13 protein-coding genes are annotated in these 16,962 nt (G+C 30.8%); 10 read left to right on the top strand and 3 right to left on the bottom strand.

The genetic code is table 11. The annotated features are described in order from the left end of the window. The first annotated feature begins 181 nt into the window (after positions 1-181). The gene (locus tag ACREVU_RS02595; protein ID WP_431550065.1) at positions 182-1,228 is read left to right on the top strand and encodes an acyltransferase family protein; all 1,047 of its coding nucleotides are present in this window, start codon (positions 182-184) and stop codon (positions 1,226-1,228) included. Positions 1,229-1,285: 57 nt separating this feature from the next. On the opposite strand, the gene ACREVU_RS02600 is transcribed toward ACREVU_RS02595, so the two are convergent. Then, positions 1,286-2,230, bottom strand: coding sequence for a DMT family transporter (locus tag ACREVU_RS02600; protein WP_431550066.1), 945 nt, complete (start codon positions 2,228-2,230; stop codon positions 1,286-1,288). Positions 2,231-2,351: 121 nt separating this feature from the next. After that, positions 2,352-3,803 (bottom strand): DNA (cytosine-5-)-methyltransferase, encoded by a 1,452-nt coding sequence (dcm, locus tag ACREVU_RS02605; RefSeq protein ID WP_431550067.1) that lies wholly within the window; start codon positions 3,801-3,803, stop codon positions 2,352-2,354. 189 nt (positions 3,804-3,992) lie between these two features. On the opposite strand from dcm, the gene ACREVU_RS02610 reads away from it, so the two are divergent. The 9 genes from ACREVU_RS02610 (at position 3,993) to larB (ending at position 15,522) form a co-directional block, all read left to right on the top strand. Continuing rightward, positions 3,993-4,952, top strand: coding sequence for a DpnII family type II restriction endonuclease (locus ACREVU_RS02610; protein ID WP_431550068.1), 960 nt, complete (start codon positions 3,993-3,995; stop codon positions 4,950-4,952). Positions 4,953-5,220: 268 nt separating this feature from the next. After that, on the top strand, positions 5,221-8,100 hold the full coding sequence (locus ACREVU_RS02615; protein WP_431550069.1) for a diguanylate cyclase: 2,880 nt from the start codon (positions 5,221-5,223) through the stop codon (positions 8,098-8,100). Positions 8,101-8,201: 101 nt separating this feature from the next. Then, positions 8,202-9,617 (top strand): glycoside hydrolase family 18 protein, encoded by a 1,416-nt coding sequence (locus ACREVU_RS02620; protein ID WP_431550070.1) that lies wholly within the window; start codon positions 8,202-8,204, stop codon positions 9,615-9,617. Between the two features lie 359 nt (positions 9,618-9,976). Beyond that, entirely contained in the window at positions 9,977-10,975 is a 999-nt protein-coding gene (cbiM, locus tag ACREVU_RS02625) for a cobalt transporter CbiM (RefSeq protein ID WP_431550071.1), read from the top strand. Next, positions 10,976-11,764 carry an energy-coupling factor transporter transmembrane component T gene (locus ACREVU_RS02630; RefSeq protein WP_431550072.1) on the top strand — a complete coding sequence of 263 codons (789 nt, stop codon included), beginning with the start codon at positions 10,976-10,978 and terminating at the stop codon, positions 11,762-11,764. A 63-nt stretch (positions 11,765-11,827) separates the two neighbouring features. Further along, positions 11,828-12,553, top strand: a complete 726-nt coding sequence (locus tag ACREVU_RS02635) for an energy-coupling factor ABC transporter ATP-binding protein (RefSeq protein ID WP_431550073.1) — start codon at positions 11,828-11,830, stop codon at positions 12,551-12,553. A gap of 58 nt (positions 12,554-12,611) precedes the next feature. Next, entirely contained in the window at positions 12,612-13,895 is a 1,284-nt protein-coding gene (gene larC, locus ACREVU_RS02640) for a nickel pincer cofactor biosynthesis protein LarC (protein WP_431550074.1), read from the top strand. Positions 13,896-13,928: 33 nt separating this feature from the next. After that, positions 13,929-14,753 (top strand): ATP-dependent sacrificial sulfur transferase LarE, encoded by an 825-nt coding sequence (gene larE / locus ACREVU_RS02645; RefSeq protein WP_431550075.1) that lies wholly within the window; start codon positions 13,929-13,931, stop codon positions 14,751-14,753. 22 nt (positions 14,754-14,775) lie between these two features. Next, complete coding sequence (larB, locus tag ACREVU_RS02650; protein WP_431550076.1) at positions 14,776-15,522, top strand: nickel pincer cofactor biosynthesis protein LarB; 747 nt, start codon at positions 14,776-14,778, stop codon at positions 15,520-15,522. 310 nt (positions 15,523-15,832) lie between these two features. Here larB and ACREVU_RS02655 read toward each other — a convergent pair whose 3' ends face one another. Further along, positions 15,833-16,378, bottom strand: a complete 546-nt coding sequence (locus ACREVU_RS02655; RefSeq protein WP_431550077.1) for a hypothetical protein — start codon at positions 16,376-16,378, stop codon at positions 15,833-15,835. Positions 16,379-16,962: the final 584 nt, after the last annotated feature.

Raw genomic sequence — 16,962 nt, forward strand, 5'->3', positions numbered from 1 at the left:
TTTGAAAAATTTGAATTATTTCTTTAAGTATATTAATGTATTATAACATTTATACTAAGATGTAATATATAATAAGATAACATAGTGAATAATTTGTCGATAACTCCCTTTACTGTAATTATTAAATAGCTGTGGATGTTCTTTTGAGTTCCAATAATCAAAATAGTTAGGAATGATGATAATGGAGAATGATATAATACTAAAAGTGGATGGCGAAGGAAGAATTTTCTTTTGGGACAATCTTAAAATATTGTTAATAATCCTGGTTGTAGTAGGACATTCTGTAGACTTTTATACATCTACTTCGCCAATGATGAGAGATATATACTTTTTTATCTACACTTTTCATATGCCTTTGTTTATATTTGTTTCAGGATATTTTTCTAAAAGAGTTGTTGAAGGAAAACATCTTAGTATAGAAAAAGTATTTTCATTTTTCACACTATATTTATTAATGAAATTTTGCTTTTTTATGCTAACCAAATATATGTTTGGGAATTCAGAGGTTGATTTCAAATTTTTAGTAGAACCCAGTGTTCCATGGTATCTGTTAGCAATGAGTGTTTGGTTTTGTTTTACATATATTCTAAAAGATATTAAACCTGTATTCGTAATAGTTTTTTCTGTTTTGATTGGAATTATGGTAGGTTATTATAAATTAGTATCGGTTAAAGACCTTTTTAGTTTATCAAGGATATTAGTCTTTTTCCCATATTTTATAGTTGGTTATTATTTCAAGCAAAATCATTTGATTAAGATTCTAAAATGCTCTTGGTTAAAATGGGTATCCTTAATTTCTATAACTACACTATTTATAATAATTATTTTATATGGAAAAGATATATATTCATTTAGAGGTTTTTTAACTGGACGTAATTCTTATTTATCTTTAGGTAGGCCTCTACATGGAGGTTTTTATAGATTGATGTTTTATGGATTATCTACGATTATATCACTGGCAATAATATACATAACTCCAAAAGGTAAATTATTTATAACAAAGTTTGGATCTAGGACACTTCAGGTATATTTTATACATCATTTAGTATTATCAACATACCATCACTATAGATTAAATAATTATATAATTAAAATGTTCCCTAATAGCTGGAAAATAATTTATCTGCTGCTTGCGGTTGGCTTAGCCCTAGTTCTATCACTTAAAATATTTGAATATCCTTTTACAAAAATAATGAATATAAAATTTAAAAAAATGCTAAAGGATTAATATCCCTTAGCATTTCTGTTTGTTTAAATCTATTTATTAATTTTAGCTTGAATTTTATTAGTCGTGAGAATGCGTGGAGAAATCTTCAATTGGGAGAACACCTCTACATGTAAAGTAATTTGTACCCCAAACACCTACTAATATTAAAATAGATCCAATAAGGTGATACAATTTAAAACTTTCGTGAAGTAGTACAACTCCGGCTATTATTGAAACAATAGTAGATAAATTAGCAAAAATTGCAGATTTTGAAGCCTCTATTCTAGATAGTGTAAAGTTAGTCAAAAAGAAAGCAATTATGGAAGACAATATTCCCAAATATGAGAGGGATATTAGAAAATCCATATTCTTTAAAGGCATGAAATACTGGTTTAATGTGTTAGATCTTATATGATTATATACAGAAACAAGATTAAAAAACACTGCGCCCATTGCCATCATGGCATAAGTTAGCTCCATGGGGCTGAATTTTTCAGAGAACTTTCTTGATAGGATATTAAAAACTGCAGCAGAAAGCACTGCTCCAAGTAATAGAAATACACCCAATAAACTTCCTGAAGAGTTTGATCCATTCATAAGTACAATGAATACTACTCCACTAACAGAGAGAAATATAAAGCCACACTGTTTTATTGATGGAGTTTCTTTTAAAATGTACGCAGATAAAATGGTTACAAATATAGGAATAAGTGCAATCATTAGACCAGCTTGAGATGAGGAAGAATACTGAATTCCAAAGGTTTCAAAGATGAAATAGACTATTGGTTGCGTAAGGCCGAGAAAAAGCAGGCTTTTTATATTTTTGTTTTTATAATTTATTTTTATACCCCCGAAGAATATAAGTATGGACATAATTAAAAAGGCTACGAGAAAGCGAAAAGATAGTAAAGTAAAAGGATCTACGATGTTTAATGCTTTTTTAGAAAATAAAAAACTTAAACCAAAAATTGATGATGTAAGTATTGCTGATAAAATTGGTAGTGTATTCATTTTGTGATTCATAGGGTTACCTCCAGTTAATAACTATCCATTTTAATTCCTTAATAAATTATATCAAAAGCCACGACAAAATGTATATGATAATATAGAAATAGTAAAGTGAGGATATTAGATCCTCTCTTTACTATTGGTTATTATATGAATCTGCTAATCGTTCAGCAATAGCTCTAATTACAGGCACACAAACAGTATTTCCTAATAAATCGAAAGCCTCTGATTCTTTTAGAAATGATAAATCATAGTTTTCTGGATAACCGAATAAACGTTGTCCTTCAAGTATAGATAAACGCCTTAATCCGCCTTTATCAATAACACCTATATGTGAAACATCCATTGCTACGAGAGTAGGTGCTAGTTTTTGAGGATCCAGAATCTTTGTAAATTCAAATGAAAGTTTACCTGCAACAATGTTATATCCTTTAGGTTTAGAAGTATCAGGAATTCGTTTCTCATCTTCTAATTTTCGTGGATGTTCTAAAGTTAAATATTTCTTTTCTACTAAATCATCTAGTAATTCTTGTAGATTTGGATTTTTGTAAAAAGTTTCTATTTGAGTTATAGTTAAAGGCATTCCGTCCATCCAATCAATGCCGATTTCTTTGGCCCATATCTTTTTCCTTCGTTCTTTAAGCAATAAATTTAGCAAGTTGCGTTGATCTTTGGATGTTTTTCCTTTAAGCTCAAATTCCCAACTGTGAATATTTCCAGAGCCACCGCGTTTGTCTTTTATAGCCTTTCCTACAACTTCTTCAGGCTTGAAATTCTTAAAAAGTTTTCTTGTGAAATTAGATTTAATAGTAGGCAAATCTTGGTCTAATATATCACATAATAAGGATGAAGTTAAATCAAAATCATCAAGACTAATTTTCTGTCTTTTAGTTCCGGCTAGGTATACTCTTTTTCTAGACTGAGCTAAGCCAAAATCTTTACTATCAATTAGTTTGTAAATTACCTCATAGTCTAGTTTTTCCAATTTGTCTATTATAACAGCTAATGTTTTCCCATCATCATGAGTAACTAACCCCTCAACATTTTCTAAAAGAAAACCATAAGGCTTTTTATTGCTTAAAATCTTTTCAATCTCAAAAAACAAAGTTCCTCTAGTATCTGCAAAACCAAGTCCTTTTCCAGCAAATGAGAAAGGCTGGCACGGAAATCCGGCAAGGAGGAATTCAAAATCCGGAATATCACTAATTTTAATTTGTGTAATATCTCCAGATACGTTTTCTTCGTGATAATAATTTTTATAAGCTTTAATAGCATGGGTTTTAATTTCACTGCTAAAAACACATTCAGTTTCTAAGCCTTTATTAGTAAATGCTTGTTCAAAACCAAGCCTAATACCACCTAAACCTGCAAATAAATCAATAAATCTTACCCGTTGATTTAAATTGTCCTTAAGTAGTTCAACTTGAGCTTCCAATAAAGAATTGCATTTTTCAGAAAAGCTGTCACCAATGGCATAGCGGTTAATACCATCTCTAAGTTCACCTGCTACGTATATTGTAGAACCAATTTTTTTATCTGTCTGAGGGAGTGAATTACGCCCCGAACCCTTACGTTTACCACCTTGCATAATATTATCACTCCTTAAAAGTATAATTATATTATAATTTATAAAGTTTGATTTTGCAACTCTCTAAATCAAAAGCAGAGAGTTTATTGGAATTTGTGAATTGGCATTGTTAAATAAAAAGAGTATTTAATATATACCCCTTCTGATGTATAATTATGATGTAGGTAAGTATACATCGGGGGGATTTTTATGTTAAAACCAGAAAAGTGCTCATTTGAAGAATTTAAAAAAACAATGACTATGTTTTATGTTGATGAGGCTTTTGAAATAGAATATAACGAGTTTATAGATAAAAAAGTAGGTGACCTATATGCCAGTATAGGTGGTATTGATACAAGAGATGGACTAGTTTCATATGTTAAGAAATATGATGATTCTCTTATAGATATACTTTCATTGATTGGATTATCAAGTGAAAAATTTAAACGAATAGTAACAATGATTAGAAGATGGGATTATGTGGATGTTACGAGTGAATGGGACATAAAGAGAATTAGAAAAGAAATGCTTGGTAATAATGAATTTTGCGATAAAATATGCAATCTGTTTTTAAATGGTAAAAATGATCAAAGATATAAAGAGTTTATACCTAAATATTATCTGGATTATATAACTATTGACCATAAAGTTATGAAGCAAATGGAGGATAAGGACAGATTAAAAAGATTAATAAAGGCTAGGCAAGATGGAAAGTATAACAATTATGTTGGAGACCATGTTGAGTGCAAGATAATGGAAAAACTAGAGAAAATAAAACAAAAATATGGTGTGGGGTATGAGCATGAAAAGGTTATAAATTGGGTAGAAAGGAATATGGATTTTGTAATACCTAACAAGGAAGACCCTTATGTAATTATTGAATCTAGTTATCAAATTACTACAGGAAGTGGGCAAACAACAAAAAGTAGAGATGAGGTTGTGACATCCCAAACAATAAGAATGCATAATATTAAAAACAGTAAAGATATAGCATTTGTTAACCTTTTGGAAGGCGCGGGATGGATAGGAAGGCAATCTGATATGATAAAGATTTATAATTGTTCGGACTATGTTATAGGTCTAAAAACATTAGACCTACTTGAAAGTATAATAGTTAAGCATGTACCAGAAAAGTATTTTACAAAAACACCCAAACCTACGTTAGACTAATCAGTATCATATGAAATTTTAAAATTTATATTATAGTTTTAATGACCCTTGCCTTAAAAAATTCTAGGCAAGGGCTTTTATATTTTAAAAGCTAGTATGCAGTAATTGCAAAACTACTTAACCATGAGTCACTGGAGAGAGCCTTTTTAAATTTCCGTATACTATGAATTTCCTCATACTTAATGGATAGATAAAGGCAAAAAAAGAAGGAATTTTGCAAATCGATGTAGAATGTAAAATGAAACAAATGAAATTAGGGGGAATAGGTATGAGTAGAATAAAATATAGAGACTTTATTATAGTATTTACTCTAATACTATGTTTCTTATTAGGTAATACTTGCACAAAAACATCATTTGCCAGTAACCAAGAAACTGTAAATCCTCAAAAGGATTCTATATATAAAGAAACATACCTTGATGGAAAAAAATTGGATAGAACAATAATAATTGGTGATGATAAGAATTATCCACCCTATAGCTTCATAGATGAAAATGGTAATCCAGCTGGTTTTAATGTAGAACTTGCAAAGGCTGCAGCGGAAGCTATGGGACTTAATGTTAAAATTAAACTAGGAAGCTGGAGTGATGTTAGGAGAGAACTGGAAAGTGGTGAAATAGATGCTATATCAGGAATATCCTATTCTAAGGATCGGGAGAAAGTTTTGTCTTTTACAACAAAGCATACAGTAACTAGCGGAGATGTATTTACAAGAAAGGGTACAAATATAAAAGATATAAGTAAGCTAAAAGGATTAACTGTAGTGGTTCAAGCAGGTGATATAGTAATGGAACATCTAAAAAAACAAAATTTTGATATTAACTTTATTCAAGTTCCTACAGTTGAGGAAGCGCTTAAACTTGTATCCATAAAAAAATATGATTATGCCGCAGCTTCAAAGATATCAGGTCATTATTTTATAAAAAAAGATAAATATTTAAACTTACAAAGCAATGGATTGCTTGTTGGTCCTAATGATTACTGCTTTGCTGTAAAAAAGGGAAATGATGATTTGTTATTTACTCTTAATGGAGGGTTACAAATACTTAAAGCTACAGGAAAATTTGATAAAATATATGATAAGTGGCTAGGTGTTTATGAAAAAAAAACAATATATCAAACCCTAAAGCCTTATATCTGGTTAATAGTTTTTGCTGTATCAATAATAATTCTCTTAATATTATGGAACTTAACTATGAAAACAAAGGTTACGATGCGAACTAGAGAATTATCACAAGCAAATGATGACTTAAGTGATAGTCAAGAGGAGTTACTAGCATCAAATGAAGAAATAGAGCAGTCATTTAATGAATTATCTGCTATAGAAGAAGAACTTAGATGGCAATATGAAAAACTAATAGAAAGTGAAGAAAATCTGAAAAAGAGTGAAGAGCGTAGCGGCGCAATAGTAAGTGCTATTCCTGACATTATATTTATTGTAGATGAAAAAGGTATTTTCAAAGATTGCCCTACAGGTGAGGATTCCGTGCTAATAATGCCAAAGAATGAGTTCATAGGAAAAACTCTTTGGGAGGTTCTTCCACCTAAAATAGCGGAAATAGGTTTTCAAAAAATCAAGAAGGCTCTTGAAAACAATTCTTTGGAGAGCTTTGAATATGATATCGATACACCGACGGGGAATAGATACTATGAACTTCGAATAGTTAAATGTAGACAAAATGAAGTTATTGCAATAAGTAGGGACATAACTATGAAGTATATTGCAGAAGAGGCACTAGCCGAAGAGAAGGAATTGTTAAAGACAACACTATTATCTGTTGGAGAAGGGGTTATAGTCACAGATATAAATTGCAATATTACAATGTTAAATATGGCAGCAGAGACAATAATAGGTTGGGAAGAAAAAGAGGCAATAGCAGTAAAGTTTGAAGACATATTCAATATTATAGATGAGGATACAGAGGAAAAGAGTGACAACCCTATAAAAAAAGTATTGGAAAATTTTATAGCACTTCAGCAAATTGAATATAAAATATTAATTACAAAGGAATACGAGAAAAAAATGATTTCCTATAATGTTTCTCGTATAAGAGACAATTATGGGGAGGTTAAGGGAGCAGTTTTGGTATTCAGAGATGTTACGGTTGAAAGGAAAAATCAAAAGCAAATAGAATTACTAAGCTTTCATGATCAGCTAACAGGCCTTTATAATCGTAGATTTTACGAAGAGGAGTTAAGAAGACTTGATACAGAAAGAAACCTTCCACTTACTATTGTTATGGGGGATGTAAACGGATTAAAACTTATCAATGACTCTTTTGGACATGATGTGGGTGATGAACTTCTTAAAAAAGTAGCAGAAGTACTAAAGCTTGGATGTCGAGGTGACGATATTGTTGCAAGACTTGGTGGTGATGAATTCGTTATTATATTACCTAAAACTGATGCTACCGGAGTAGAACAAATAATTAAGCGTATCAATGATTTGTCATCAAAAGAAAAGATAGGTTCAATGAATATTTCTATCTCCTTTGGTTATGAGACTAAGAATAATATGGAAGAAAAAACTGAAGAAATATTTAAAAAAGCAGAAGATCATATGTACAAGAGAAAGCTTTTTGAAAGTCCGAGTATGAGAGGAAAAACAATCAATACTATTATTAAAACACTTCACGAAACAAACAAAAGGGAGGAGCAGCATTCTCATAGAGTATCATCATTATGCAAAAGCATGGGAGAAGCGCTTAGACTTTCTCAATATGAAATTCAAGAACTAAAAAACATTGGATTACTTCATGATATAGGAAAAATAGCTATAGATGAAAATATACTTAATAAGCCAGGTAGACTAACAGAGAGTGAATGGAATGAAATTAAGCGTCATCCAGAAATAGGCTATAGAATACTAAATACAGTAGATGAGATGTCTGATATTGCGAGTTATGTACTGTATCACCATGAACGATGGGATGGCACGGGATATCCAAAAGGATTAAAAGGGGAGGAAATACCGTTTATATCAAGAATAATAACTATAGTGGATGCTTATGATGCGATGACAAGCGAGAGAAGTTACAGAAATGCATTACCAGTAGAAGTTGCTATATCGGAATTACTAAAAAACGCAGAAATTCAATTTGATTCGAGGCTGGTAAATGTATTTATTGAAAAAGTATTAAATAAATAGAGTTGCCAGTAAGAATTTGAAAGAAATAAAAGCAAATAAGTTCATAGCAACATTATATAAATCCTGCATATATTGGTAGTAATAATGAAAGGAGATATATAATGTTGATTCATGTAGTAATGGTAAGAGAAACACTATGGCAAATTGCAAATAACTATGGTGTTTCAATGGCAGCAATAGTAAAAGTAAATGAGCTACCAAATCCTAATCAGCTTGTAATAGGTCAGGCCTTGGTCATCCCAAGCGAAGATGTATTTCATACCGTTAAACAAGGCGAATCCTTATGGAAAATAGCACAAATATATGGAACTACTGTTCAAATAATTTTGCAAAATAATCAGGTTGTAAGCCCAGACAATATATTTCCGGGATTAGTACTATATATACCTGCACTCAGACACCGTATTAAGCCAGGAGAAACATTATGGATGATAGCCCGAAAATATGGAGTTGATTTGCAAAGGCTAATAAAGGTTAATAATATTACAGAAATAAACCTTGTTTACCCAGGGGCTATAGTAGTTATTCCATACAAACTAAGACCTGCTATAAGCGTAAATGCATATATATATTTCTTGAAAGAAGAGGCTGTTCCGATTGTTAAAAAAGACGGTGAAAATTTAACATATCTTAGTCCGTTTGCTTATTTAATTAAAGAAGATGGAAGTCTGCAACCTATTGATGACATTCCAGCAATACAAACGGCTAAAGCAGAAAGAGTTATACCTATAATGTCTATTACAAACTTTACTTCAACTACCAAAGGAGAAAACCTTGCACATCTTGTATTAAATAGTCCCACCATTGTAGATAGTTTAATTAATGATATCATTAATACAATGAAACAAAAGGGGTATTTGGGGATAAATATCGATTTTGAAAATGTAATGCCAGCTGACCGTGAAGCTTATAATAGTTTTCTTCAGTGTGCGGTAACCCGGTTACATTCAGAGGGCTTCTTTGTATCTACAGCTGTAGCTCCAAAAGTAAGTAGAACACAACAAGGACTGCTGTATGAAGCACATGATTACGAGGCACATGGTGGAATAGTTGATTTTGTTGTACTAATGACTTATGAATGGGGATGGAGAAAGGGTCCTCCACAAGCCATATCACCACTAAATCAAATTAAACGGGTTCTTGACTATGCTGTAACAGTGATTCCTAAGCAGAAAATATACTTTGGTTTCCAAATATATGCAAGAGATTGGCTTCTACCACATATTGAGGGGCAGGAAGCTGAAACATTCAGCTGTCAGGAAGCAATATTAAGAGCTGTAAAATATGGTGCTAATATTCAGTATGATTTAGTGGCTCAGTCACCTTTCTATCGGTATACAGATGAAAAACTAAGGTTACATGAAGTATGGTTTGAAGATGCACGTAGTGCGAAGGCGAAATTTGATGTAGTCAAGAGTTATAATTTAAAAGGAATAAGTTATTGGGTTCTAGGGTATCCATTTCCTCAAAATTGGGCTTTGCTCCAGGATAATTTCACTATCCGAAAATCTGAATAGGTATCACAAATATAGAAAGTTATAAGTTAGAAAAAACTACTGAAATATATTTATTTTTGGTAGTTTTTTTGTGGCTGAATAAAATATATTTAAACGAGGCTTGACTTGAACCTAACTCTAAGTGATAGAATAGGTTCTACAGAGGTAAAAACAAAAAAGCAATAATTTAGTCTGTAAAAATCTAATATAAGCAAAAATAATGAATGGTATTCCGTGAAAAAGTTGGAATAAATATAAAATGATTCTAAGATATGGACTTAACTGATATGACATAATTATGATATAATTTATTTGGGAAGAGTTAATATATTATACAGAAAATTAGTAAAGACGAATTTCGAGTAAGGGGGAATAACTTTATGCATATACCTGATAACTATTTAAGTCCTTCAACTTGTGCTACTTTCGGAGTTGTTATGTTGCCTATATGGAGAAGGGCAAGTTTAAAGGTAAAGAAAGAAATAACAAGACAGAAAATGCCTCTTCTTGGAGTAGCAGCGGCATTTTCATTTTTAATCATGATGTTTAACATACCGCTTCCAGGGGGAACTTCAGGACATGCTATTGGCGGTGCTCTTGTTGCTATTTTGCTTGGACCTTATGCAGCTGTTTTTTCAGTTACAACAGCTCTTGTAATTCAAGCATTGTTTTTTGGAGATGGAGGAATTTTAGCCATTGGAGTAAATTGCTTTAATATGGCTTTTATAATGCCATTTACAGCATTTTATTTATTTAAATTCATAAAAAAATTATTTAAAAGTCCAAAAGGAGAATATATTGGAGCCTTTCTAAGTGCTTATATCTCGGTTAATGTGGCAGCTTTATTTGCCGCAGTTGAGTTTGGTGTTCAACCATTACTTTTTAAGGATATTTCAGGACTACCACTATATAGTCCCTATGGTCTAGCTGTATCTATCCCAGCTATGATGATACCCCATTTATTAGTAGTTGGCATTTTGGAAGGAATAATAACTGTTGGTGCGTATAGCTATATAAAAAAGGCATTACCGGATGTGATATACAAAGAGAAAGTAAACAAAATAGGATTTTTTTACATTATAATAGGAATTCTTATTTTAGCTACTCCTTTAGGTATTTTTGCAAAAGGAACTGCATGGGGAGAATGGGGCTTAGAAGAAATCAAGCATTTTATAGGATTTGTGCCTAAGGGAATGCAGCAAGGAGTTAAATTTAATTCACCGTTCCCAGATTATAGTTTTGGATTTTCAAGTAGTTATTTGGGATATATTTTATCAGCAATATCTGGAGTAATAATAATTTTAATCATTTTTAAGGTTTTAGGAAAAATAAATATGAAGAAAAATAAAAATTTAAATAGAAATAAAAAAGGAGATTAAATGGTTCCAGAATGGCTTTCGACAAAAGACAATTATATTCCAAAGGAAGAAAAAAACGTATACGTTGAAAAGAGTATTTTTTCTTTAATTAAGGTAGTTTCGATAATCAGGCAAAATAAAACTCAAGCTAAATTAGCTTATTCAATAAATCCATCATTAAAGGTTGTAAGCAGTATAGTAATGATATTGTGTATATCTATTTCAAGAAGTTTTATATATCTATTCATAATAGATATATATGTGTTAAGCAATCTTTTTCTTATGGAAAAGAAATCAAGGAAAAGGATACTGTTTAAAAGTTTTATGTTTCCTTTAATAACTTTAATAGCTTTAGTACCATCTATGTATTATGGAAATATACATAATAGTTTATTACTTTTTCAAAAATTAATAATAACTATATTACTTATGAATTTATTAGCTCATAATACTAAATGGAGTGAAATTAGCAAATCATTAAAATTACTATTTGTACCAGATATATTTATATGGATTATGGATATAACCATAAAATATATTGTTCTCCTAGGGGAACATTCTATTAATCTGTTATATGCATTAAAGCTTAGATCAATTGGTATAAATTCTAATAAATATAAGTCTCTCACAGGAATCATGGGAAATTTATTCATAAAGTCTTATAAAATGAGTGAAGAGATGTCCCATGCTATGGAATGCAGGGGCTTTGTAGGAGAATATACTACAAAAGTAAATTTAAGATTAAAGAAAATAGACTATGTATATTTGACAATAAATATACTGTTGGTTAGTCTGTTTATATACTTTTAAGATAATGATTAATCTTACTATTTTCTTTCATATGTCTTACTAAAAAATTAAGGAGAATCATTGATGATAAAATTAGAGAATATTTCATTTACATACAAGAATAAAACAGCTCTTGATAATGTAAATGTCCATATAAAATCAGGGGAATCAATAGCCGTTATAGGTCCAAATGGAAGTGGAAAGTCAACCCTTTTAAAATTGTTAAATGCCATTGTTTTTTCAAGCAAAGGCACATATATATTTGATGATTCTGAAATAAACGAACACGCATTAAAGGATACTAGGTACTTAAAATCATTTCATAAAAAATTAGGATTTGTATTTCAAAATTCTGATGCTCAGCTATTTTGTTCTACTGTCTTTGAAGAACTGGCATTTGGGCTTATGCAAATGGAACTACCAGAGGAAGAAATAAATAAAAGGGTAAATGATTGCCTTAATCTTCTTAATATTGATAAATTAAAAGAAGAACATCCGTATAATTTAAGCGGTGGGGAAAAGAAGAGAGTTGCAATTGCTAGTGTTTTAGCTATGAATCCAGAAGTGTTAACTTTGGACGAACCAATGAATGGAATAGATCCAAAAGGGAAAAAATTTATAAAAGAACTATTAATTGATCTAAATAAAAGCGGCAAAACAATAATTTGTGCAACACATGATTTTGAATATATAGAAGGTGTATTTGATAGAGCTATTGTATTTTCAGAAGATCATAAAATAATAAGGGATGATAAATATGAAAATGTTATAAATGATTTAGAGTTTTTAAGAAAATATAACATTATATAACTTTAAATATTGAATGAAATAGTATCTAAAATTAAAACGATTAGAAGGAGTGATAAACATGAAGATTTTATATTACGATTGTTTTTGTGGAATAAGCGGTGATATGAATTTAGCGGCACTAATAGATTTAGGAGTTCCTAAAGAATACTTACTGGAGGAACTTTCAAAAATTAACTTAAATTCTGAATTTGAAATAAAAATTAAGAGGTCTGAGAAACTTGGAATAATAGGAACTAGGGTTGACGTTATATTAAAAGATAGATTGGAGGATAAGGCACATATTTCACCGCAAGATTTACATGAACATAATCATGAACACAATCATCATAATGGTGATGAAGCGCAGCATCATGACGAAAATAGCCATAGTCATGTACATAATCACCATCATAGAAACTTGAAGGATATAGAGGGAATAATAAATTCGAGTGATTTAAGTGATAAAGTTAAAAAACTTAGTTTAGATATGTTTATGAAGGTTGCAATGGCGGAAGCAAAGGTCCATGGAAAAACTTTATATGAAGTACATTTTCATGAGGTAGGAGCTATTGATTCAATTGTGGATATGGTGGGAGCAGCTATTTGTTTAGATTATTTAAATGTTGATAAAATTATTGCATCGAAAGTTCAAGTTGGAGGAGGATTTGTTAAATGTGCTCATGGTCTTATGCCAGTACCAGCTCCTGCAACGGTAGAAATATTAAAGAATATTCCTATAAATGCCGGAATAGTACAATTTGAAACCACCACTCCTACGGGAGCTGCAATACTCGCGACAAATGTTGAAGAATTTACTCAAAATATTGAGTTCTCAATTAAGAAGATAGCATATGGAATAGGTCATAGAGATTTAGAAATTCCAAATGTATTAAGAGTATATTTAGGTGAAAAGGAAAGTTCTGAAAAAGTAGAAGAGCAGTACATACTCGAAACTAACATAGATGATATGAATCCAGAACTTTATGAATATGTAGAAGAAAAACTTTTTGAAGCAGGTGCCTTAGATGTATTTAAAACACCTATTTATATGAAAAAGGGAAGACCAGGGATAAAACTAAGTGTTTTGACTAATGAAAAAGTTGAAAAAGATGCTTTAGATATTATTTTTGAAGAAACGACTTCGATAGGTGTTAGAAAATATATAGTTGGAAAAATAATGCTTAATAGAGACTTTTCAAAAGTAAAAACACAGTATGGAGATATTACAATAAAGAAATCATATTATAAAGGGAACTTATTGAAATATAAACCAGAATACGAAGAATGCAAAACTATAGCAAAAGAAAAGAATATATCAATAGATAAGGTATATAAGGCAGTGTATAAACAAGATATAAGTTAAGATTATGTATTATGGTGAGAGGCGGAAAGAGAAATGATAAACAATGAAAAATATAATGAGTTAATAAAATATATCAAAGGTTTAGGAAAAGTGGTTTTAGCATTTTCAGGTGGAGTTGATAGTACTTTTTTACTTAAAGCAGCGAAAGAGGCCTTAGGCGATAACTTAAAAGCAGTAACAATTATGTCTCCATATATTCCAAAGTGGGAAATAGCAGAAGCAAAGCAGCTAGCTAAAGAAATAGGAGTGAATCATGAGATTATAGAAGCTCCAATTATTGATTCAATTAAATTTAATCCAGAAAACAGATGTTATCTTTGCAAGACGGCAGTGTTTAGTATGATATTATCTGTTGCTAAGGATGAAGGTTATAACTGTGTAATTGATGGAACTAACTTTGATGATATAAGTGATTATAGACCAGGTCTTAAAGCATTAAAGGAATTAGAGATAAAAAGTCCACTTTTAGAATGTAAAGTAACTAAAGCAGAAATAAGAGCTTTTTCTAAAGAATTAGGACTTAATACTTGGGATAAACCTGCATATGCCTGCCTTTTGACAAGAATACCTTATGGAAATGAATTAAAAGTAGAAGATTTTGAGAAGATTGAAAATGCAGAAAAATATATGATGAGCATAGGCTTTAGAGCTGTTAGAGTAAGATGTCATGGAGATTTAGCAAGAATTGAAGTAGCTAGAAATGACAGAAGTAAACTATTTAATGAAGAGCTTTTAGACACTATTGCAAAAGAGATAAAAGAATGTGGGTTTAAGTATATTACATTAGACTTGCAGGGATATAGAGTAGGTAGTTTTAATGAAACTATAATGAAAAATCCACATGGGAAAAACAAATAAGAATACTAGGAGGTATAAGCTAGTGAATAAAGAAGAAATAAAAGTTTTATTGGAAGGTGTTAAAGATAATAAAATAAACGTAGAAGAAGCTCTTGAAAAATTAGAAGATTTACCTTTTAAAGATTTAGGGTTTGCTATGATAGACAATCATAGAGAAATTAGAGTTGGTTACCCTGAAGTAATATATTGCGAGGGAAAGACAGTAGATCAAGTTAGAGATATTGTTAGATTTATGCTAACAAAAAATAATAATATATTAGGAACTAGAGCGAGTGGAGAAATGTATAATGCAATAAAGGAGATATGCATTGATGCAGAATATAATAAACTTGGACGGACTATAACTATTAACAGAAAGGGAGAACCCCTTACAGAGAGCTATATAGCGATTGTTGCAGCGGGTACTTCTGACTTGCCGGTTGTAGAAGAAGCATTTGAAACTGCTAAAATATTAGGAAACAAAGCTATCAAAGTAATTGATGTTGGTGTTGCTGGCATACACAGGCTTTTTTCAAAATTAGATGTTATTAGAGGCGCAAAAGTCGTTATAGTGATTGCAGGAATGGAAGGAGCCTTAGCTAGTGTTGTAGGAGGACTCGTAGATAAACCTATAATAGCAGTTCCGACAAGTGTTGGTTATGGAGCAAATTTTGGAGGCATTTCAGCTTTATTATCAATGTTAAACAGCTGTGCTAGTGGTGTTAGTGTAGTGAACATAGATAATGGGTTTGGTGCAGCATATAATGCTAGCATAATTAATAAGCTATAAGTTAAAATAGAAAAAAATATAAGTGGAAAAGCTAGGGATATCGACACACAATACAGATATTGGCTTTTAGAGCTGTAGAAACGGGAATAGTTGATGTGATTTTATTTAGTGACAATGCTGCTTATAATATGCTCGCATACATTTCACAAAATTTGAAATTCCCTTGCTTCTTATAAATTAGAAGCAAGGGGGTATTAATGCAGGTCTTATTTTTAATCCAGTTTAACACATTAATTTCTTATCTTTACTTTTCACTATACATTCCCTAAAAAATTAGACCCTGACACATAATGAACGAAGAAACTCTCTGCTAATATCCATGATGAAACATTCGTCGACGACGTCTTCTTCTTCTTCCAAGCAAATTGCTGATAAACAGTATTCTAGCTAAGTCCTCAATTGGACCTCTTCTGCCTAATCCAAGTATTTGTCTCGTATCATTGTTGTCATTTCGTTCATCGTTATCTTTATGGTAATCTTCGTATTTGTCACATATTTCTTTGCAAATATGATCCATTTCCTCCTTGCTAGGACAGTACATTGTGCCATGCATGGATTCCATCATATCACAATGATTTTTTACCATGGGATGTATCTTGGTATAAATTTTTGGATACATGCTTTTTAAATCTTTATCATTTTCATCATATTCCTCATCTTCATCATACATAGGCATACACATCATAGGCATACACATCATAGGCATATACATCATAGGCATATTGGTCATAGGCATATCTGTCATAGGCATATTAGTCATAGACATATCTGTCATAGGTATATTAGTCATAGGAGTATTCATCATTGACATATTTTGTCCAAGATTTTCATAGTCGTTATAACGATAGTCGTACATAAGTACCTCCAAAATAATATTCACCCTTTATATTATTCTGTTTTAATTATTTTGTTACAGTAGGTTATCTTATTTCCTTGCATTATAAATAACTTATACATTGCTGCTGTAACCATTTCCATATGATTTAATTATTCTGAGCTTATAGCAAGGAATAAATTTTTAAAGAACCAATGAAGAGTCCAACGGCATATTCTATCAGCTCTGGTTAACTAATTGCAAAAATTCATTTGTGATAGTAGACAGATTTTTTCATCACCAACACAATCCTTTTCTAAATAATATTTAATAGTAGATTTCCACATAAATTGTAAGATCCCTTTTTTAGGCATCAGGAGTTCTTGTCACTTGGTAAGTCATATATCGTCTAAATTTCGTATTTCCAACAAAGCTAAGAAATGTAAAGTATAAAATCCAGTGAATTTAAATTTTGTTGATTATGGTATAATAATTATAATATATGATTAGACCACAAAAACTTGTGTTTTATCCGTTAGGATATTGGGCTATTCCAATTTTAACTTGTTTAACTTGAATATATTGTAAAATAACAGAAAAATAGCAATAAAAAATTTATTTAGGGC

The organism is Clostridium sp. (genome assembly GCF_050717535.1).
GTDB lineage: Bacteria > Bacillota > Clostridia > Clostridiales > Clostridiaceae > Clostridium_AD.